Here is a 20,046-nt window from a genome sequence, read left to right on the forward strand (position 1 = left end):
CCCCCGCAACCAAATCTTCTCACAACCATTCCATAAAGCCCGCTAACAAAGCGGGCTTTCGGCGTTTAAAGAGCGCGAAAAGACGCAGAGGGCTCTCAATGTAGCGTCCCCACACAAAACAATCCCCAGACTTGGAAATAAGCCAGAACACAACAAATACAGAAAAGCCACAGCGCATGAAAACTGGGGCTGGTGGAGTCTACTGTTGGCGATGACAGAGGAGGGCCCCACCCAGTGGTCAGGTCCCAGCCTCACGCCATACAGAATGCCCGTCGCCAAGCTCCATGTGCTCAAGATGCGGTGCCACATAATCAAGCGGCTTCACCGGGCTTGGAAGCTCGCCCTCATTCGCCACAAACAAACGACGCTCACGATCCGGATCTGCTATAGGAACTGCTGACATCAAACGACGCGTATAGTCATGCTGCGGGTTCTCAAACACCTGCGCACGCGTGCCAGTCTCAACAAAACGGCCTGCATACATCACCGCAACACGGTGGCTGATCTGCTCAACAACCGCCATGTCGTGGCTGATGAAGAGATACGACACGCCCGTCTCGTTCTGGATGTCCTGCAAAAGATCCAGAACCTGAGCCTGTATCGAAACGTCCAAAGCCGCTACGCTCTCGTCAGCAACAATCAGCTTCGGGGACAATGACAAGGCGCGCGCAATGCAGATACGTTGGCGCTGGCCGCCGGAGAACTCGTGCGGATAGCGCTTCATCTGATCCGCAGACATACCGACCCGGCGGAAGAGATACTCGACACGGTCTTTCAGTTCACTGCCCGATGCCAGACCATGGATCGTCAGTGGTTCGCCCACAAGGTCGCCAACCCGCATGCGCGGATCGAGCGAAGCATAGGGATCCTGAAAGATCATCTGAATGTCACGCAGCACCGGTCGCATGGTTGAACGGCTCAGACCCTTCGTGCTCTTGCCGTCGATGCGGATATCGCCGCTCCATGGAACCAGATTGAGCAGAGCTTTGCCGGTGGTGGACTTACCGCAGCCAGATTCACCGACAAGGGACAGTGTCTCACCGCGATTGACAGTAAAGGATACGCCCTCCACAGCATGAACGCGCCGGACAGGGCGCTGCAAGATACCGCCCTTTATGTCAAAACGAACAACCAGATTCTCGACTTCGAGAATGGGGCTGGATGGTGCAGGCGTTGGCTCGGCCTTTGGTTCGGCCGGCGCGCGCTTCGGCTTATCGGTGCCAGTCATTTCGCCCAGCCGCGGTACGGCAGCGAGCAATCGCTGCGTATATTCGTCACGGGGGTGATGGAAGACATCGCGAAGCGGGCCTTGCTCGACTTGTGTGCCCTTGTTCATCACGAGAACATGGTCTGCCATTTCGGCGACAACGCCCATATCATGGGTGATAAGAATAACCGAGATTCCGTTCTCTGCCTGCAGCTTGCGAATGAGCGCAAGTATCTGCGACTGGACAGTCACGTCGAGCGCGGTCGTCGGCTCGTCGGCGATGAGGATTTCTGGCTTCTGGGCAAGCGCCATGGCGATCATGACACGCTGGCGCATGCCGCCGGAGAGTTCGTATGGGTATTGCAGCAGACGGCGGCTGGAGTCGGAGATTTGCACCTGATCGAGCAAGTCCTTGCAGCGCTGTTTCAGCGCCGCACCGGACAGGCCGCCATTCGGGCCAGCTTCATTGGCGACTGCTTCCGCCAGTTGTCGCCCAACGGTCAGAACCGGGTTCAGCGAGGTCATGGGTTCCTGAAAGATCATCCCGATATGACGCCCGCGCACACTGCGCATCTGGTTTTCGTTGAGCTTGAGAATGTCGCGACCGTTCATCACGGCGGTGCCGCCGGTCACGCGTGCCAAGGACTTTGGCAAAAGCTGCATCAGCGAGAGCACGGTCATGGATTTGCCGGAACCGCTTTCGCCGGCAATGCATAAGGTCTCCCCGGATTGCAGATCAAAGGAAAGTCGGTCGACGACAGTGCGTGCACCGTCGGGTGTCGCAACCTGCGTCACCAGATCTCTTACCTGCAGAAGCGGAGAAGACGTGTTCATGTTTGTGCTCGCTGAGTGATGGAAGAGGGCGACCGGAGCCGCCCCCTTATGCCTTATTCGAAAACGGAACGCGGGAAGTAGAACGATACGACCCAGTTCGGCTGATCGACGATTTCGCTGATGCGCAGATCACCGCAGGCCGAGCAGAGCATATAGGCATCCACCGGATTGAGGTTCTGCGTCTGGCAAAGAAGATCGATCATGTTGGAGAGGGCGGCTTTCGCGCCTTCCCACAGATCGGACCCGATACCGGTGGTGACTTCGTAACCCTTGGTATCGAGGTGCCGCGTCACTGGCCCCGGCGTGGTGAACCGGGGCATCTTCAGTGGCGTATCCTTGATGAGATCCAGCGTCAGAGCGACATTCATCGCGCTTTCGATGGCGGTGCCGCAGACTTCGCCGTCGCCCTGTGCCGCATGGGTATCACCAATGGAGAACAGAGCACCTTCGACTTCGATCGGCAGATAAAGCGTGGTTCCGGCTGCAAGATCGCGAATGTCGAGATTGCCGCCGACACGACGCGGCGGCACGACCGAATGCAGGCCCATTTCCGCCGGTGCGACGCCGATGGTTCCGGCGAACGGCTTCAGCGGCACGCGCGCATGCTCTCCGAAAAGTGCTGGCTCCAGCGTTGTGGGATTGTAGTTCCACAAGGCCAGCGCCGGTTCCTTGAAGTCGTCGGCGAGAAGACCGAAGCCCGGAATATTTGCCGTCCAGCCGAAACCTGAAGGCTCGAACTGGTGGATGGTGATTTTCAGTACATCGCCCGGCTGGGCACCATCGACGAAAATGGGGCCAGTAACCGGATTGACCTTGGAAAAGTCCATCGTTGACACATCGGCGACTGTGCTGCCGCGATGATAATGCCCCGCGCCGCTGTCCAGACATTCGAATTTCAGGGTCGAGCCGGGCGCAACCGTTTCAGCTGGCTGGAACGAGTTGTCCCAGCCGAAATGATGATGCCGACCATGAATGGTGTAATGGCAATTATTGCACATCTTTTGCATAAACCTCGTCGTAATTGACCGGGATGTGGACAGGATCGACGAAGATCGCGTCGGGACCGCCCAGACGTTCGGAGCGCACCGAGAAGCGCTCCTCGTTGAAGATCGGTGCCCATGGCGCGTCGTCCATGATCTTCAGATAAATATCGCGCCACATGGCTTCGCGCTCTTCCTTGCGGGCCGGGTCAACGATGGCGTCAGCTTCCTGCGCCTTCTTGTCCAGCTCTGCATTGCAGTACCACGACCAGTTCCAGCCGCCCTGTACCGCACCGCTGCAGCCCAGGATCGGGCCGTAGAAGTTGGACGGATCCGGGAAGTCGGCAATCCAGCCCATGCCGCCGGACCAGACCATCGGCGCGCCGTCTGGCTCGCCGCCTGCTGCGATAACATTGGCCTGCGCCAGCGACTTGATGGAAGCCTTGATGCCAATGGCGGCCAGATCCTGCTGGATGGCCTGTGCAATGCGCGGCTGCGGATCGGTATTGGCGACGAACAACTCGGTTTCGAAACCATCTGCCACACCGGCTTCGGCAAGCAGCGCCTTTGCCTTTTCAGGGTCGTAAGGATAGCCCTTATAGTCCTTGGCATAGCCCGGCATCGACGGCGGCAGCGGCTGATTGGCCGGAACGGCGCGACCGTTGATGATGCGGACGATACGGTCCTTGTTGATGGCCATGTTGACGGCCTGACGCACCTTCACATTGTCGAAAGGCTTGATCTTGACGTTCATGGTCACATAGCCGGTGTGCAGCTGACCGCCCTGAATGATCAGGTCCTTGAACTTCGGATCTTTGGTGACTTCGATGAATTTCGCAGGCGGAATGCCGTCACCCGGAATGTCGACTTCACCGTTCTGCAAACGCAGAAGGGCAACGACCGGCTCCTGACCGACCTCGAAGGTGATCTGGTCGAGCTTCGGCAGCGACGGATTGTAATAATCCTTGAAACGCTCGAAGACGATGCGCTGGCCGAGCGTCCATTCGGTCATCTTGAAAGCGCCGGAACCGACCGGATGCTTGCCGAAATCTGCGCCGTATTTCTCGACTTCTTCCTTGGGCACGATATGGGCGAAATTCAGCGCCAGCACATGCAGGAAGGTTGCGTCCGGACGGCTCAGTTCGAACTTGATGGTGTAGGGATCAACCACGGTGATGCCGGAAAGCGCCTCGGCCTTGCCTGCGGATGCATCCTCAAAGCCGACGATGGAGCCGAAGAAGCCAGCGCCGGGGCTCTGGGTCTTCGGATTGACGACGCGTTCGATGGAATATTTGACGTCATCGGCGTTCAGTTCGCGACCGTTGTGGAACTTCACGCCCTTGCGCAGTTTGAAGGTGAAGGTCTTGCCGTCGTCGGAGATTGTGTAATCTTCCGCAATTTCCTTGCGCAGATTGGTGGTGCCCGGCTCGTAGTCCATCAGGCCGTCGAACAGCGACTTGATCATCGACCAGTTCTGCCAGTCGTAGCCGATGGCAGGATCGAGCGTCGAGACGTCATCCTTATAGGTGACGATCATCGAGCCACCCTGCTTGATGTCGGCGGCCTGCGCGCCGAATGAGATGGCGAGGCCGAGCGCCAGCGCCGATATGCCGGATAGAAAAGTCTTTTTCATTGGTGTCCCTTTCTCTGGAGTCTTTTGGTTTCACCGCAGCTTGATGCGCGGATCGATCAGTGGAGTGATGAGGTCGGCGATGAGATTGCCGAGAACAATGGCGAAAGCCGAAACGATCGTGACGCCCATGATGATGGGAATATCGACGCGCTGGATTGCCTGCCAGGCAAGCTGACCGATGCCGGGCCAGCCAAACACGCTTTCAACGACGACGATGCCCGACATGAACAGGCCGATGTCGATGCCGATCATCGCGATGATTGGCAGGATGGCGTTGGGCATGGCGTGACGCAGCAGGATCTTCCAGCGTGCCAGTCCCTTGGCGCGGGCGGTGCGGATATAATCCTGACGGAGAACATCGAGTAGCGAGGAACGCATCATGCGCGAATACCAGCCTGCGCCCAGAAGACCCAGCGTCAGGGAAGGCAGCACAAGATGCATGAACGTTCCGTAGCCGCCAATCGGGAACCAGCCGAGCTTAACCGCAAACACGTAGAGCATCAGAATGCCGATAACGAATTGCGGGGCCGAAACGCCGACGAATGAAAAGATCATCAAGGCATTGTCGGTGCGGCTGCCGCGCCGGGTGGCCGCGATGACGCCCATGGTGAGACCGATGGCGAGTTCCGAGAAGATGGCTCCGGCCATCAGCAGCAGGCTTGCGGGCAGGCGTGACCAGATCAGCGACGCCACTTCGGTTTTCTGAAGATAGGAGCGTCCGAGGTCGCCCTGAACAAGCCCCTTCAGATAGCGCAGATACTGCTCATAGAATGGCAGGTTGAGGCCAAGCTGTTCGCGAATATTCTCGACCGTTTGTGCTGTCGCGCTGCGCCCGGCAATCTGGCGTGCCGGATCGGCTGGCACCAGATAAAGCAGGATGAAGGTCACAAAGCTGATGCCGATCAGGATCATCACAGTCTGGATGAGGCGGCGGGCAATATAGGCGAGCATCAGTGGTGTCCCTGCTGGGTTGGGTCGAGCACATCGCGCAAGGCATCACCGACGAGGTTGAAGGCCAGCGCTAGCAACAGGATTGCCGCGCCCGGAATGAAGACGAGCCAGGGTGCGCTCGTGAAATAGGTCTGGTTTTCGAAGATGATATTGCCCCAGGAGGCCGTTGGCGGTTGCACGCCAATGCCGAGGAAGGACAGCGTCGCCTCCAGAAGAACGGTGGTGGCGATGCCAAGCGTGGCCCAGACGATCATCGTGGAAAAGAGATGCGGCAGGATATGCTTGAGGATAATGCGGGGTGCACCCGCACCCATCGCGCGCTCGGCCTCGATGAAGTCGCGTTCCGAGAGAGACCGGGTTTCCGTATAGAGCACGCGCGCAATCTGAACCCAGTTGACCATGGCGATCACCATCGCGACGATCCAGAGGCTCGGCTTGAAGATTGCGGCGAGCACAATGGCCAGCAGCAAAGCGGGGAAGGCCATCATCAGATCGGTAAACCGCATCAGCACGGTTTCCACCCAGCCACGGAAATATCCGGCGCAAATGCCGACAGTCGAGCCGATGAGCACCGCAATACCGTTGGCCACCACGCCGATGATCAGCGATGTCTGCGCGCCATAGATCAGGCGGGAGAACAGATCGCGCCCGACGAGATCGGTGCCGAACCAGAATTTCAGGTTGGGCGCGAGCGGTGCGCCTTCCAGCGTCAGGCCGTCGAAGAACTGTTCGTTGGGATCGAAGGGGACGATCCACGGCGCGAAGAGCGCGGCTGCGACAGTGACGACGATGACCACAAGGCCGAATGCGGCCAACGGTCGGCGGATGATGCGGCCAAGAACGCCGCGTTCGGCTTTTTTCTGGCCGACCGGAAGAGTGTCAAGCGCGCTCACGATCGTTCCCTGTCTGCTTTTCGTTCAGAAAGCGTCGGGCAAAGGCCTCGACACTGATGCGCTCCGCCATCGCGGCAAGGCGTAGTTTCTGATAGGCTTGTCTGGCGGAAATATTGTCTGCGAACATCAGGATCGCGGTTGCCTGTGCAATGGCTTCGCGCCCGGCAAGGCTTTCGCGCAGTTCGCCGATTTCAGTTGCCAGCGCGTGGCGACGCTGGAAATTATGCATGGCGATGACCAGAGCGCTATAAACGCCCGCATTGCCGATTGGCTTCAAAAGCTGTGCGTCCGCACCCTGATTGAGCGCCCAGCCGATCCGGCCCGGCGCTTCCGAGCCGATCAGGGCGACTGTGGGCACGGGGGCCTGCTGCGGTGGCCACGGAAACTGCTCGTCATATCCCATATCGACATCGAAGAAGACGACGTTGAACCGGGAGATGTCGGCGTGCTCAGGCAGGTCCGGCCAGCATTCCACGGCGTCAACGCCGATGCGGCGCAACTGCTGCACAATTGCATCGACATTGGTGTGGCGGCGATGGACGATCAGCGCGGTCCAGTTTTCGAATGCGCCCCAACTGGCGACGGTGAAGGCCGGGTCTGTCATGGTCATTTGACGAGCCTCAGAAAGCCGGGCTGCTGGCCCGGATTGGCGGATGTTTGAAGATGCGTTCGCGCCATGAACGGGTCCGGCTGAATGGCGACCTCGGCTTCATGCACGATTTCAAAGCTGCAATCTTGTCTGGCCCGTCCGATATGGGCGGGCAGGGCGATATGGTTTGTCCGCGGTTCGACCAGCACATCGCCGAGTGGCGTGCTGGTGGTGTGCGTCTGGACTGCGGCAAGCACTTTTTCGACATCGTCGGTGCCCGCCCGTTCGATACCGGCGGCGATCATCAGAACACTGGAATAGGCTTGGGCGAATATGGCCGAAAGGCTGCCGTCGAAGCCATTACTTCTGACGGCTTCCAGAAAGGCGCGATTGGTTTCGCCCGGCAGGGTGCGGAAATAGCAGCTTACGCTGTAATTCCCCTCGGCGGCATTACCGACATGCTCCAACTCGCTTTCATAGAGATTGCAGCTTAGAACGGGCCTGACATTGGTGCGGAAATCGCTGTTTCTGCGGCCCAGTTCCGCATAGGCGCGCAGGAACGTATAGGACGATTCACCGATCAGATTGTTGAGGATGAAGTCGGGCTTCTTGCTTTCGATTTCCCGGATGAGATGGTCGATATCCGTGTCGCCGATGGCAATGGCGCGCTCACCGAGAACTTCGCCGCCAGCTGCATTCAGCATTTCGCGGGCGAGTCGGTTGGTTTCCCAGCCCCAGATATAGTTCGAACCGAGCAATATGGCGCGATTACCAAAGCGGGGCACAATGAAGTCGATCAGCGGTACAAGATGCTGGTTGGCGCAGGCCGCCGCATAAACGACGCGGTCGCTCGCTTCGAAGCCTTCATAAACGCAGGGATACCAGAGCAGTGCATCGCGCTTTTCGACGACGGGAATAACTTCCTTGCGGCTCCAGGATGTGGTGCAACCGACGATGTGTTTAACGCCCTGTTGCGAAATCAGCTCTTCGCTCAGCGGCGCATAACGGTCGGGGTTGCCGCTCGGGTCGGCAATCAGCGGAACGAGATTGAACGGAAGGTCCCGATCATTGACGGCCTTGATCGCAGCCATAGCGCCGCAATAGCCCTCGTAGCCCAGTTTTTGATAGGGACCGGAGTGCGAAAACAGGACGCCGACAGGAATGTCTTTTTTGTTGCTTTGAGACATACGAAAAGCCAAACACAAAAACCCCTCCGGAATTTTCAGATTCCGAGAAGGGCCCAAATGCCAAATACGAATTTAGCCCGGAAATTACTGAATTCCGGGCATTTCCGTCAAGCTATTTCTTTTTGCTGTTATTTTGAGCAATATTATTATTTTTTATGCAAATGCATATGAAGGAATATTGTTTCTCGCAGGTTCATCCACCCGGTTCTCAGGCAAGGCTCTCACACACGCAGTTTTGCCTTGTTCGACCGGGGTGAACCGCGATAAGCCGCTAACAGATAAATAGCACCGTTTGACGGGACAGATACCATGACGACGCAGACCACCAACCAAGGCCTCAATGACCTTTCCTCACTCGTTCAGCAGCTCTCGGACAAGGTGGAACCGGATCTGATCGAGATCCGCCGTGATATTCATGCCCATCCTGAAACCGGCTTCGATGTGGAGCGGACGGCTGGCGTGGTGGCGCGCGAGCTGGATCGTCTCGGCATCGAGAATCAGACCGGCATTGGTCGCACCGGTGTTGTGGGGCTGATCAAGGGCGGGCGTCCGGGGCCGACGCTGGTTATCCGCGCTGACATGGACGCGCTGCCCATCGAGGAGCAGACCGGCCTGCCTTTTGCCAGCCTCCATCAGGGCAAGATGCATGCCTGCGGTCACGATCTCCACACGGCGACGCTGATCGGTATTGGCAGCGTGCTCAAGGAAATCGCACCGCGCCTGAGCGGCAATGTGAAGCTGATGTTTCAGCCCGCCGAGGAAACGCTGGAAAGCGGCGCTCGCGCCATGATTGCGGACGGTATTCTGGACGGTGTGGACTATGCGCTCGGCTTTCATAACCAGCCTGAAGAACCGACCGGCACTTTCACCTTTGTGGAAGGTGTTGCCAATGGTTCGTCGGACGAGTTCGACATCACCGTTCATGCGGCTTCCGGCCATGCGGCCCGTCCGCATCAGGCTGTTGATCCGATTGTCGCGACGGCGCAGTTGATCAACCAGTTGCAGACAGTTGTATCGCGCGAGGTCGACCCGATGCATACGGCCGTGCTCACCATCGGTTCGATCCATGGCGGTCACACCCATAATATCATCCCGGATGCGGTGACGCTGATGGGCACCGTCCGTTGTCAGGATGCGGCAACGCGCGATGTGGTCGAAGCTGCGGTGCGTCGCATCTGTGCCGGGCTTGAAGCGTCCATGCGGGTGCGCTGCGAAATCAATTATGTGCGCGGCGTGCCGTCAATGGTGTCCGATCCCTATCTGATCGAAACAACGGGTGCGGCCATTCGCGAGCACTACGGCGATGTCTATTTCAAGCGCGGCGGCAGCCTTGGCTCGGAAGACTTTGCTCTGGTGGCCGAGAAGGTGCCATCGTTCCAGCTGGGCGTCGGCGCATCGCAGGAAGGCCGCAACGACAAGCTGCACAATTCCGACTATCAGCCGGACGAACGCTCGATTGCAAATGGTGTCGTTGCGCTGTCGCTGGCGGCGATCCGCATTCTTTCCTGATATAAAAAGGCGGCTGAAAAGCCGCCTTTTTCTTTTGAACCTAGAGCATTTCCAGCAAAAGTGCGTAGCGGTTTTGCGTAGGGTAATGCGTAAAAACAAATAAATAGAGCGGTTCCACGATTCCGTTTTAACCGGAACCGCTCTAGACGCGAACTCATGCGCAGAGATATTTGCTCGACAATGCGTGGATGTGGTTGGTGCCGATGCCGCAGCAACCGCCGATAATGCCTGCGCCATTCTTCACCCAGCGCTGCGCCCAGACGCCATAGGCATCCGGATCGAGATCGGCGCGTACTTCCGTCACCGTGGCATTGGCTTCCTCGTCGCCCTGCTGCGACGGGAAGGCATTGGCATAAACGCCGACCGGAATATCCTTGCCAAGTTCGTTGAAAACTTTTTTGGCAGCCAGAATGGCGGCGTCCATGACCTCCGGCATGGCGCAATTGAACAGCAGCGCTTCCGCGCCGATTTCTGCGGCCAGACGTGCACCTTCGGCAACGGTTTCACCCGAACGAAGCTGGGCCTCGCCCATATCTTCCGGCGCAACATCGTCACGCAGCGTATAGGAAACCCATAGCGGCTTGCCGGTGCTGCGGGTGGCCTCATGGGCAGCTTTCACTTCGGCGAGGCTGCTTTGGGTTTCGGCCAGCCAGAGATCAACCGAAGGCGCAAGACCGTCAACCAGAACGCCGAGCAATTCGCCCGCACGGGCCGGATCGAACAGGTCTGGCTGGTAGGAACCGAAGACCGGCGGCAGCGAACCAGCGACCTTCACGTCGCGGTCGGACGCATCGGCGGCTTCGCGGGCAATGGTGCCGGAAAGGGCCGCAAGCTTGTGACCATCCGCGGCGAAGCGCTCTTCACCGATATGGAATGGCACGACCGCATAGCTGTTGGTGGTGATGACATCGGCACCGGCGGCAATATAGCCGTCATGCACTTCGCGCACGAATTGCGGGCCTTCCATCAGGGCAAGCGCCGACCATTCCGGCTGGCGGAACGGTGCGCCGACGCGCTCCAGTTCGCGGCCCATGCCGCCGTCGAGAATGATTGCCCCGGTGCGCGCGTTGTTGGTCATGAGGTCTTGTCCTTTCAGATATTGTCCTGTGCCGTGCTGGCGCGTGCGGCAATGATACCGTCGAGCCAGCCGGGTTCCATTTGCGGAACAGAAGCCAGAAGTTTGGCCGTATAGTCGTCGAAGGGCGGCGTCAGCACGCTGGCCTTTGGGCCATAGCGAACCACACGCCCGCGATGCATGACCGCGATACTGTCGGCGATGGCGCGCACAATGGCTAGATCGTGCGTCACAAAGAGATAGGATGTCCCGGTCTCGTTTTGCACCCTGCGCAGGAGATCGAGAATGCCTTCGGCCACCAGCGGATCGAGCGCCGAGGTGGGCTCGTCGCAAAGCAGCAGCTTTGGCCGTGCGGCAAGCGCACGCGCAATGCAGACGCGCTGCTTCTGGCCGCCGGAAAGTTCAGCCGGATAGCGCTCCAGCACGGTTTGCGGCAGCTCGATGCGATCCATCAGTTCGGCCACGGCCTTGCGCCGGTCTGCGCGACCCATGCCGAAATAGAACTGCAACGGGCGTCCGACGATATCGGCAATGGTGCGGCGGGGATTGAGCGCCAGATCGGGCAGCTGGCTGATCATCTGGATATTGCGCAGCGTTTCCTTCGACCGGCCTTCAAGGCGCGGCGACAGGTCGGCTCCGTCGAAGCGAATTTCACCGGTGGTCGGCGGCAAAAGCCCGCAAACCACGCGGGCCAGCGTCGATTTGCCGGAACCGGACTCGCCGACAATGGCAAGGGTGCGGCCCTTTTCCAGTTCAAGCGAAATGTCGCTCAGCACCGGATTGGCAGGGTCGTAAGCAGCGCTGATCTTGCTGACGGTCAGGAGCGGTTCGGCATCTTGTGGCTTACCTTCCACTTCCTTCTGGCGCACGGCAACGAGCTGGCGCGTATAATCTTCGCGCGGCGCATCGAATATCTGGCGAACGGGCCCCTGTTCGACCATGCGACCATGACGCAGCACCATGATGTCGTCGGCAATCTGGGCGACGACCGCGAGGTCGTGCGAGATATAAAGCGCTGCCGTGCCGGTGGTTTCGATGGCCTTCTTGATGGCGATCAGCACTTCGATTTGGGTGGTCACGTCAAGCGCGGTGGTCGGTTCGTCGAAGACCACGAGATCGGGCTTCGGGCACAGCGCCATGGCGGTCATGGCGCGCTGCAACTGACCGCCCGATACCTGATGCGGATAACGTTCGCCGAAATGCTCCGGATCCGGCAAGCCGAGCATGGCAAAGAGTTCTATCGCGCGCTTTTTGGCTTCCGCGCGCTTCATCAAACCGTGCCAGACGGTGGCTTCGATAACCTGATCGATCAGGCGATGGGCGGGGTTGAAGGCAGCCGCTGCGGATTGCGCCACATAGGCGACATGGCTGCCACGCATTGCCTGCATGTCCTTGCGCGACAGCGACAGGATGTTGTTGCCATCGAGCGTCACGGTCCCGCCGGTAATCTGCAAGCCGCCGCGTGCATGCCCAAGGGCTGCAAGACCGATGGTCGATTTGCCTGCGCCGGATTCGCCGATGAGGCCAAGCACACGACCTTTGGCAAGCGTCAGATCGACCTTGTCGACGACAATGCCGTCGTCGGAACGGATTTCCAGACCGGTGATTTTCAGCAAAGGGTCAGCCCCAGTCTCAACCATTGTCCTGCGCACCCCGCTTCAGGCTCGACGTGCGCTGCAAGACCCAATCGACGACGAAATTGACGCTGATCGCCAGAGCCGCAATGGTGCCGCCGGGAATAAGCGCGGCAAAGACGCCGAACATCAGCCCGTCCTTGTTGTCTTTCACCAGACTGCCCCAATCGGCCACTGGCGGCTGTACGCCAAGCCCGAGGAAAGACAGGGTGGAGAGAAACAGGATTGCAAAGACGAAGCGCAGTCCGAATTCGGCCAGCAGCGGCGACAATGCGTTGGGCAGGATTTCGTTGAAGATGATCCAGCCTTTGCTCTCGCCACGCAGGCGGGCGATCTCCACATAGTCCAGCACCACCACATCAGAAGCGATGGCGCGGCTGACGCGGAAAACGCGGGTTGCTTCCAGCACGGCCATGACGGCGATGAGCACGAACACGCTTTTCGGCAGAACGGCGAGCACAACCAGCGCGAAGATCAGCGTCGGAATCGCCATGAGCAGGTCATTGGTGCGCGACAAAAGCTGGTCCGGCCAGCCTTTAGAGAGCGCAGCAAGAAAGCCAAGCGGCACGCCAATTGCAAAAGCGGCGATGGTGGAGGCAGCGGCAATCGACAGCGTCAGCCGTGTGCCCCAGATGACGCGGGACAGAAGATCGCGACCGATATTGTCTGTGCCGAGAAGGGCTTGCGGCGAGGGGCCTTGCCACACGGCGCCCACCACTTCCGAAATCGGATGCGCCGCCAGAAAATCTGCGAAAATGGCAACAAACAGGAAGAAGGCGATACCGCCGAAACCGATGATCGCCAGCAGGGCTGAAGATTGCTTGCGCTTTTTCATCGCGGGTGCCTCAGCCGTGGATTGGTCAGGATCACAATGACATCGGCGATGATGTTGAGGCCGATATAGACGGCGGCAAAGATCAGCCCGCAAGCCTGCACCACTGGCACGTCACGCTTGGCGACGTGATCGACCATATATTGCCCCATGCCGGGATAAACGAAGATCACCTCAACCACCACGACGCCGACCACCAGATAGGCAAGATTCAGCGCAATCACATTGATGACCGGCGACAGCGCATTAGGCAAAGCGTGTTTCAAAAGGATGCGCCAGCGCGGCAGGCCTTTCAGCTGTGCAGTCTCGATATAGGGCGACGACATCACCGAAAGCAGCGAGGCGCGCGTCATCCGCACCATATGGCCGGTCACGGCGATCACCAGCGTCATGCAGGGCAGGGCGACAGCCGTCAGGCGCTGCCAGCCGCTCATTGACGACGTGACGAGCGCGCTCGATGGCAGTAGGCCGAGCGAAATCGCCAGATAGGCGATCAGAATATAGGCTACGAAGAATTCCGGCAGCGATATGGTGGCGAGCGTTGCCACGGCTATGCCCCGGTCTATCACCGTGCCGGCATAAAGAACGGAAATGATACCGAGCACAAGCGCCAGCGGTATGGCGAACAGCGCCGACATGGCGGCAAGATAGAGCGTGTTCGACAGGCGCGGCGCAATGCTTTTGGCGATGTCCTGCCGGTTGGAATAGCTGCGGCCAAGATCGCCTTGTACGGCATTGACCAGCCATTCGGAATAGCGCTGGATTGCCGGTCGCTCAAGGCCGAGTTCCTTGCGGATGCTTTCGACGGCCTGCGGGGTCGCCTGCTGGCCGAGCATGGCGGTTGCCACGTCGCCGGGCAAGATTTGTGTGCCTGCAAAAATGACCACTGATATCGCCCAGAGCAACACAATGCCAAGCAGAATGCGGCGCACGATCAACCCGAGAAGCGAGTTGCCGCGCAGAAAACCACGGGATCGTTTGCGTGAGGAAGGCCTATAGGCTCCCGCGACGGCGGCTTGCGCGTCGAAATCGGGTCGCTCTGTCGGCATGTCTGTCATTCGTGGCTCAGTGTTGGGGCGTCGATCTGCCCCGGAGAAAACCTTGCGGCAAAAGGGTTGCCCGGTTTGGGACCTGCAACGTGTTAATGGTTCGCCGCGCCGCTGCCAAGCCCTGTTTGGACCTCACATCGATTTTCTATAAGTTTGCTTCCAGTTCGGAATGCGTCTCAACGACGAGCAGGGAGATAAAAAGCAAAAATCCCGGACAGAGCCGGGATTTTGAAAAGGCCTGCTGGAAACTGGAGCGGGCGAAGGGATTCGAACCCTCGACCCCAACCTTGGCAAGGTTGTGCTCTACCCCTGAGCTACACCCGCTCGCGCCAGTTTCGACCTGAAAACGTTTCCGAAGGAAGTCGTTTCCGTCAGGCAGGCGGTATATGAACCAACGCATTGCAGATTGCAACAGGCAAAACGAGCCTTTCGATGGAAAATTTTTCATCGCTGTGGATGAACGAAATCATGCTCCCACACGACCGGCGCTGAGGCGTGAAAAGCTGATTACCGATGCAAACAGCGCAAAGCCCGAAGCGATGAAGAGTATATAGGGCGTGCCTTCCACGCCCCATTGCGACAGCAGGAAAGCCACAAAGGCTGCACCCAGCGACTGGCCGAGCAGGCGGGCCGTGCCGAGCATACCGCTTGCAGCGCCAGAACGGGCACGCGGTGTCGATGTGATCATCATGCGGTTGTTCGGCGCCTGAAACAGGCCGAAGCCAATGCCGCAAATGGCCATGCGCCAGCAAATATCGCCAATTGTTGGATGGGCGGGCAACATGCCGACCAGTGCCAGTCCGGCGGCAAAGGTGATGAGGCCGAGCAGGCCCAAAATCGCCGGGGAATGTTTGTCCGAAAGCTTGCCGGACAAAGGTGCAACCAATGCCAGCGCAATCGGCCATGGCATCATGAGAAATCCGACCTCGATCGGTTTGAAACCGAACACGGTCTGAAACAGGAATGGCAGCGAGATGAAGGCCATCATCTGCGCCAGGAACGACATGATCGACGTGCAGATCGAGAGCGTGAATACCGGAATGCGCAACAGATCGAGCGGCAAGAGCGGGTCTGAGGTGCGCAGCGAGCGTCGCGTCAGCAGGATGCCCGCTACGAGACAGGCCACGGCCTGAAGCACGACGACAGTTTTGCTGATTTCGTTGCCTGCACTGTCGATGGTCGTGATCAGAAGGCCGATGGTCAAAGCGCTGAGGATGGCGCTGACGACATCGAACTTGCGCGCCGAGCGCTCGTTCTCCGGCAGGGTCCGGATGCCCATCGCAACCGCTGCGATACCGAGCGGGATATTGATGACGAAGAGCCATGGCCAGGTCAGCGAGGACAGGATGACACCTGCAAGCGTCGGTCCGATGGTCGAGGAAACCGCGACAAAGAGGGCATTGAGGCCGATGGCCGTGCCGAATTTCGCCTGTGGAACAGTATAGCGTAACAGCGCAGTGTTGACGCTCATCAGCCCTGCCGCGCCCAATCCTTGCACGATACGCGCAAGGGTCAGCGTTTCGAGCGAGCGCGCGAAGACGCAAGCCACCGATGCGACGGTGAACAGCGAAACGCCCGCCAGATAGATGCGGCGATAGCCGTAGATTTCGCCAAGCGCTGCCAGCGGCAACAGGCTGATGACGATGGCGAGCTGGTAACCGTTGACGATCCAGATCGACGCGGCGGGACCGGCGGAAAAATCGGCGGCGATTGTCGGCAAGGCGACATTGGCAATGGTGCCGTCGATGACGGCAAGCGTCAAACCGACCATCAAGGTAGCCCATGCCCAATAGATTCTCGGCTTGGGCAATCCGTCCGGTGCGACGGACGTGCCTTGCTTGATGACGGTTTCGTGCTTCATGTCATTGACCAGTCTGAGGGATGGCGGCAACCTTAACCCGATTGGGAAGGTGAGCAAGCTATCTAACCCAAAAATGCCCGCCGAACAGCGTTTTTGCCCGATAAATTGATCGGGTAACGCTATTGTGTGCCGTTTGCGGGCGAAACGGGCAGGTTCATCACCCGGGCATAGTGGCGGGGATTGAAACTGAGATAGAGCGGACAGATCGCTGCGACCAGTCCGAGGTGCATGATCCAGCCCGCAGCAAAGCCGCCGGTGATGTTATGGAGCAGCGCGGTTGCGACAGGTCCAAGTGCTGCAATCAAAAAGCCGCCGCCCTGCATCATGGCGGCCAGCGCGCCTGCTTCATCGGGTTTCGGCAAATGATCGAGCGAGGTGATCATGGCCAGCGCGAAACTGCCGCCGAGACCGGCACCGCAGATCGCCGACCACAGAACGGGCGAGATATCGGGCGCGAAGGCAAGCCCGGCAAATCCGACAGCCTGCATCAACAGGCTGAACAGCAGCCACGGGCGGCGGTCGACGCTGCGTCTTGCGAGCATGGGCAGCGCAAAGGCGCTCAACGCCTGCGCAATCGCCATGGTGGCGACAAGGCTGCCCGTCGCCGAGGCCTCAAGCCTGAGCGTCTGATAATAAGGCGCAAGCCATGCGACCATTGAGGAATAACCGGCATTCACAAGGCCGAATGCGGCCATCAGCGCCCATGTGCGCGGACGCCGCAGCAGCGTGGCTGTGATGCCCGACTTTTGACGTGCTGCTTTCGTTGCGCTCGGGCCGTCTTTCAGGATCGGCACGGCGGCGATCAGCGCGAGCACGGCAGGAATAGCCAGCAAAGAGAGAGCGTAGCGCCAGTTATGGGCGGCACCGGCAAACCATGGCGCCAGCCGTGCGCCGAGCGCGCCGCCGCCCATGATGGTTGCGGAATAAAGTCCGGTGATCGTCGCGATGGACGACGGAAATCTGGCCTTGATGAGACCGGGCATAAGCGCCTGTATCATGGCAACGCCAGCGCCGCAGAGAATGGCCGTGATGATCAGCGACAGGCCGTCCGGCACGATGCCGCGCAGCGCCGATCCGGCCGCGAGGATTGCGAGTGCTGCGAACATGCTGCGGCGTGTGCCGAAGAGAGACTGGATACGCGGTGCAACAAATGCGCCAAGCCCCATCAGCAGCATTGGCAGAAAGGTCAGCAGCGAAAGCGCACCGAAACCCATGTCAGTATCGGCGGCAATATCTGACAGAACCGGTCCCGGTCCCGTCAGGAAAGACCGCAAATTGAGGCCGATCAGGGCGACGAGCGCGACAAGAGCAATGGGCGCGGTCTGGTTACCGCCGGTGGTGGCATGGTTGTTCTGCATGATGAGACTTTATTATGTGCCGCTGCGATCCTGCCATGTGCGAAGGAGGCGCTCGCCTTCTTCCGATGGACAATGTTCAAAGCGGATACCGGTCTGCGCGCTGACGGGCTTGACCAGTTCAGCGGCGATTTTGGCGGTGGACAGGCCGTAGGGTTCGGCCTGTTCGTTGGAATTGGCAAACAGGATCTTGTCGACACCCGCCATACGCATGGCGGCGAAGCACATGGGGCAGGGCTGGCCGCTGGCATAGACGGCGCAACCGTCGAGACGCGGCGATTGCAGGGCCTTGCCTGCTGCGCGCAGCGCCAGCAATTCGGCATGGGCGGTCGGGTCGCATTCGGCCTGCATGCGGTTGGCGCCGGTGGCAATGACGTCTCCGTCCTTGACCACCACAGCGCCGAACGGACGCCCGCCCTGTTCGATGTTGTCGAAGGCAAGCGCTACGGCCTGATCGAGAAAGGCGCGGTCGGTGCTCATTTCGCGCCTGCCTTTTCAAGAAGGGCGATCATGGGCGCAAAGCCGCGCTGGCGCGCATGCTGCAATGGCGTCACGCCGTCCTTGTCGGCAAGGTTCACATCGGCACCGGCATCGATCAACTGCCTGACGATTTCGACATGGCGTTCGCCGCCATCGCCCAGAATGACGGCTTCCAGCAAGGCGGTCCAGTGAAGCTTGTTGACGTGATCGACATTCACGCCCGCTGCAATCAGCGTGCGCACGGTCTCGACATGACCGCGCTCGGAAGCCGGGATCAGCGCCGTTCCGCCATAACGGTTGGTGCTTTTCAGGTCCGCGCCGTGGGACAGCGTCAGTTTCAGGATTTCGAGATGGCCGCGCGCACCCGCATAAAGATAGGGGCTGTCATTGATCGCGTCCTTGGCATTCACATTCGCGCCCGCCTCGATCAAGGCGCGTGCAACATCGATCTGATTGGCGTGGGTCGCGGCGAGCAGGGCCGTTTCGCCGTTCTTGCCGCGTGCTTCAAGATCGGCTCCGGCCTTGATGGCGGCATTCACGGCGGCGAGGTTACCGCTGCTGGCTGCTTCGATAAGGCCGGTTTCGGTTTGTGCGATGGCCTGATGGCCGGGCAAGGTGGGTTCGCTCATGACAATCGCTCCTGCAATCAATGCCAAGGCACTCAAGCTGAATAGTGTTCGGCGCATTGCGGCTCTCCTTGGTTGACCGTTTTCATACAGCCTGGCGGTTATATTTGAAAATTAAATGTTGAACTGATATTCAGTGGATTTATGAATACTATGTTCAATCTCGATTTGATGCGGGCCTTCGTCACGGTCGTCGACAGCCGAAGCTTCACGGTTGCGGCGCAGCAATTGCATTCGACGCAATCGACCATCAGCCAGAAAATATTGCGGCTGGAAGAGGCGGCAGGACAGGCCTTGCTGGAGCGGGCGCGCCGCGATGTGCGACCCACCGATGCAGGGGAAAAGCTGCTTGGCTATGCGCGGCGCATGCTGCACCTGCATGACGAGGCCGCTGCCGCCATGACTGGCAGCGCGCTTGCGACGGTGTTTCGTCTGGGGCTGCCGGAAGATTTCGCATCGCGGCTGGTCACACCTGCCTTGGCTGCATTCATGCGGGAACATCCGAATATCAAGCTGGAAGTGACAAGCGGTCTCAGCCGCGACTTGCAGAAAGGGTTCGAGACAGGTGATTTCGATCTCGTCATGGTCAAGCAGAAGCGCGGCGAGACGGTCGGCAAGATGCGTTGGCCGGAGCCTTTGACCTGGCTTGAGAGTGCGGATTTTCCGGTGTCGTCAATGTCGCGGCTTGAACCACTGCCGCTGGTCGCCTTTCCGCCGAACGGGCTTTATCGCAGCGACATGATGGAGGCGCTCGACCGGATCGGCAGGCCTTGGCATGTGGTGTTCACCAGTTCCAGTCTGGTGAGCATTCAAAGTGCCGTGGCGGAGGGTCTTGGCGTCAGCCTGTTGCCGACGCGCGTTATTTTGCCCGCCCACTGCGCCGTGCCGGAGCTTGCGGGCCTGCCTGCGGTCGAGCCGATGGAAATCGTCATCCGGCACATGGATCATGGCCCCGAACAGATCAGGCAATTGGCCGGGATACTGGCTGAAACAGTAGAAAATTAAGTGCCTGTTCCAAAAGTCACCATGCCGGTCTGCAAATGGCAATTTGAGATTTGTATGCGCGCAATCTGATCCGAAAAGTCTGCAACTTTTCAGGATTGTGCAAGGCTTCCCGTGCTTACGTACCCAAAAGTACGGCTCAAGCTCCGGTTCTCGAAATCGCCATTTTCGCCACGGCCTGCCGCCTTTTCGATTCAGACACGAAGCGTCCACCCATGTTTGGTGTGACTCTTTGCTTTGCAGGCGTGACTCCGCTTGACTCTTCGGAAGGCCGGGTGTTTTTGCCGGAAGTGCTTTATCGCTACAGAAATGCCGACAGGATAGCCTCACGCCATTACAATAAAGTCTC

At 59.1% G+C, this 20,046-nt stretch carries 17 protein-coding genes and 1 tRNA gene; 2 read left to right on the forward strand and 16 right to left on the reverse strand.

Translation table 11 applies throughout. The annotated features are described in order from the left end of the window. Positions 1-238: 238 nt before the first annotated feature. Genes FHW00_RS17650 through FHW00_RS17680 form a run of 7 tightly spaced genes read right to left on the reverse strand, consistent with a single transcriptional unit; the run spans position 239 to position 8,274 of the window. Positions 239-2,041: an ABC transporter ATP-binding protein gene (locus FHW00_RS17650; RefSeq protein WP_078339856.1), complete on the reverse strand. Its 1,803-nt coding sequence runs from the start codon at positions 2,039-2,041 to the stop codon at positions 239-241. Between the two features lie 53 nt (positions 2,042-2,094). Continuing rightward, a complete protein-coding gene (locus FHW00_RS17655) occupies positions 2,095-3,039 on the reverse strand; it encodes an acetamidase/formamidase family protein (protein WP_078339857.1) in 945 nt (314 codons plus the stop codon). Beyond that, on the reverse strand, positions 3,029-4,654 hold the full coding sequence (locus FHW00_RS17660) for an ABC transporter substrate-binding protein (protein ID WP_040129400.1): 1,626 nt from the start codon (positions 4,652-4,654) through the stop codon (positions 3,029-3,031). Before FHW00_RS17660 ends, FHW00_RS17655 begins: the two co-directional genes overlap by 11 nt. A 30-nt stretch (positions 4,655-4,684) precedes the next feature. Then, complete coding sequence (locus FHW00_RS17665) at positions 4,685-5,605, reverse strand: ABC transporter permease (protein WP_040129398.1); 921 nt, start codon at positions 5,603-5,605, stop codon at positions 4,685-4,687. Then, positions 5,605-6,435, reverse strand: coding sequence for an ABC transporter permease (locus FHW00_RS17670; protein WP_371830809.1), 831 nt, complete (start codon positions 6,433-6,435; stop codon positions 5,605-5,607). The genes FHW00_RS17665 and FHW00_RS17670 overlap by 1 nt, the downstream gene beginning before the upstream one ends. A 49-nt stretch (positions 6,436-6,484) precedes the next feature. After that, positions 6,485-7,102, reverse strand: a complete 618-nt coding sequence (locus tag FHW00_RS17675; protein WP_078339954.1) for an ANTAR domain-containing response regulator — start codon at positions 7,100-7,102, stop codon at positions 6,485-6,487. Between the two features lie 2 nt (positions 7,103-7,104). Then, a complete protein-coding gene (locus FHW00_RS17680) occupies positions 7,105-8,274 on the reverse strand; it encodes a transporter substrate-binding domain-containing protein (RefSeq protein WP_078339859.1) in 1,170 nt (389 codons plus the stop codon). Positions 8,275-8,583: 309 nt separating this feature from the next. Between FHW00_RS17680 and FHW00_RS17685 the strand changes: the two genes are divergently transcribed. Further along, positions 8,584-9,783 (forward strand): M20 metallopeptidase family protein, encoded by a 1,200-nt coding sequence (locus FHW00_RS17685; RefSeq protein WP_078339860.1) that lies wholly within the window; start codon positions 8,584-8,586, stop codon positions 9,781-9,783. Positions 9,784-9,937: 154 nt separating this feature from the next. Here FHW00_RS17685 and FHW00_RS17690 read toward each other — a convergent pair whose 3' ends face one another. From FHW00_RS17690 to FHW00_RS17730, 9 genes are all read right to left on the reverse strand, one after another. Further along, entirely contained in the window at positions 9,938-10,861 is a 924-nt protein-coding gene (locus tag FHW00_RS17690; protein ID WP_078339861.1) for a homocysteine S-methyltransferase family protein, read from the reverse strand. Between the two features lie 14 nt (positions 10,862-10,875). Then, the gene (locus tag FHW00_RS17695) at positions 10,876-12,498 is read right to left on the reverse strand and encodes an ABC transporter ATP-binding protein (RefSeq protein ID WP_078339862.1); all 1,623 of its coding nucleotides are present in this window, start codon (positions 12,496-12,498) and stop codon (positions 10,876-10,878) included. Then, on the reverse strand, positions 12,491-13,327 hold the full coding sequence (locus FHW00_RS17700; protein WP_078339863.1) for an ABC transporter permease: 837 nt from the start codon (positions 13,325-13,327) through the stop codon (positions 12,491-12,493). The genes FHW00_RS17695 and FHW00_RS17700 overlap by 8 nt, the downstream gene beginning before the upstream one ends. Continuing rightward, positions 13,324-14,373 carry an ABC transporter permease gene (locus FHW00_RS17705; RefSeq protein WP_078339955.1) on the reverse strand — a complete coding sequence of 350 codons (1,050 nt, stop codon included), beginning with the start codon at positions 14,371-14,373 and terminating at the stop codon, positions 13,324-13,326. Before FHW00_RS17705 ends, FHW00_RS17700 begins: the two co-directional genes overlap by 4 nt. Positions 14,374-14,622: 249 nt before the next feature. Continuing rightward, positions 14,623-14,697, reverse strand: a tRNA-Gly gene (locus FHW00_RS17710). Positions 14,698-14,839: 142 nt separating this feature from the next. Continuing rightward, the gene (locus FHW00_RS17715; protein WP_078339864.1) at positions 14,840-16,234 is read right to left on the reverse strand and encodes an MFS transporter; all 1,395 of its coding nucleotides are present in this window, start codon (positions 16,232-16,234) and stop codon (positions 14,840-14,842) included. Positions 16,235-16,353: 119 nt separating this feature from the next. Then, entirely contained in the window at positions 16,354-17,592 is a 1,239-nt protein-coding gene (locus FHW00_RS17720) for a cyanate transporter (RefSeq protein WP_078339865.1), read from the reverse strand. Between the two features lie 12 nt (positions 17,593-17,604). Further along, the gene (locus tag FHW00_RS17725) at positions 17,605-18,069 is read right to left on the reverse strand and encodes a nucleoside deaminase (RefSeq protein WP_078339866.1); all 465 of its coding nucleotides are present in this window, start codon (positions 18,067-18,069) and stop codon (positions 17,605-17,607) included. Continuing rightward, positions 18,066-18,698, reverse strand: a complete 633-nt coding sequence (locus FHW00_RS17730) for an ankyrin repeat domain-containing protein (protein WP_445557961.1) — start codon at positions 18,696-18,698, stop codon at positions 18,066-18,068. The genes FHW00_RS17725 and FHW00_RS17730 overlap by 4 nt, the downstream gene beginning before the upstream one ends. Before the next feature lie 150 nt (positions 18,699-18,848). Here FHW00_RS17730 and FHW00_RS17735 point away from each other — a divergent pair, with 150 nt between their 5' ends. Further along, complete coding sequence (locus FHW00_RS17735; RefSeq protein ID WP_445557962.1) at positions 18,849-19,700, forward strand: LysR family transcriptional regulator; 852 nt, start codon at positions 18,849-18,851, stop codon at positions 19,698-19,700. Positions 19,701-20,046 lie beyond the last annotated feature (346 nt).

The sequence above is a fragment of the Ochrobactrum sp. P6BSIII genome, assembly GCF_014138065.1.
Classification (GTDB): domain Bacteria; phylum Pseudomonadota; class Alphaproteobacteria; order Rhizobiales; family Rhizobiaceae; genus Brucella.

Coding starts and splice junctions, on each gene's coding strand:
- FHW00_RS17650 (WP_078339856.1), bottom strand. CDS start 2,041: ATGAACACGTCTTCTCCGCTTCTGCAGGTAAGAGATCTGGTGACGCAG.
- FHW00_RS17655 (WP_078339857.1), bottom strand. CDS start 3,039: ATGTGCAATAATTGCCATTACACCATTCATGGTCGGCATCATCATTTC.
- FHW00_RS17660 (WP_040129400.1), bottom strand. CDS start 4,654: ATGAAAAAGACTTTTCTATCCGGCATATCGGCGCTGGCGCTCGGCCTC.
- FHW00_RS17665 (WP_040129398.1), bottom strand. CDS start 5,605: ATGCTCGCCTATATTGCCCGCCGCCTCATCCAGACTGTGATGATCCTG.
- FHW00_RS17675 (WP_078339954.1), bottom strand. CDS start 7,102: ATGACAGACCCGGCCTTCACCGTCGCCAGTTGGGGCGCATTCGAAAAC.
- FHW00_RS17680 (WP_078339859.1), bottom strand. CDS start 8,274: ATGTCTCAAAGCAACAAAAAAGACATTCCTGTCGGCGTCCTGTTTTCG.
- FHW00_RS17685 (WP_078339860.1), top strand. CDS start 8,584: ATGACGACGCAGACCACCAACCAAGGCCTCAATGACCTTTCCTCACTC.
- FHW00_RS17690 (WP_078339861.1), bottom strand. CDS start 10,861: ATGACCAACAACGCGCGCACCGGGGCAATCATTCTCGACGGCGGCATG.
- FHW00_RS17695 (WP_078339862.1), bottom strand. CDS start 12,498: ATGGTTGAGACTGGGGCTGACCCTTTGCTGAAAATCACCGGTCTGGAA.
- FHW00_RS17700 (WP_078339863.1), bottom strand. CDS start 13,327: ATGAAAAAGCGCAAGCAATCTTCAGCCCTGCTGGCGATCATCGGTTTC.
- FHW00_RS17705 (WP_078339955.1), bottom strand. CDS start 14,373: ATGCCGACAGAGCGACCCGATTTCGACGCGCAAGCCGCCGTCGCGGGA.
- FHW00_RS17715 (WP_078339864.1), bottom strand. CDS start 16,234: ATGAAGCACGAAACCGTCATCAAGCAAGGCACGTCCGTCGCACCGGAC.
- FHW00_RS17720 (WP_078339865.1), bottom strand. CDS start 17,592: ATGCAGAACAACCATGCCACCACCGGCGGTAACCAGACCGCGCCCATT.
- FHW00_RS17725 (WP_078339866.1), bottom strand. CDS start 18,069: ATGAGCACCGACCGCGCCTTTCTCGATCAGGCCGTAGCGCTTGCCTTC.
- FHW00_RS17730 (WP_445557961.1), bottom strand. CDS start 18,698: ATGAGCGAACCCACCTTGCCCGGCCATCAGGCCATCGCACAAACCGAA.
- FHW00_RS17735 (WP_445557962.1), top strand. CDS start 18,849: ATGTTCAATCTCGATTTGATGCGGGCCTTCGTCACGGTCGTCGACAGC.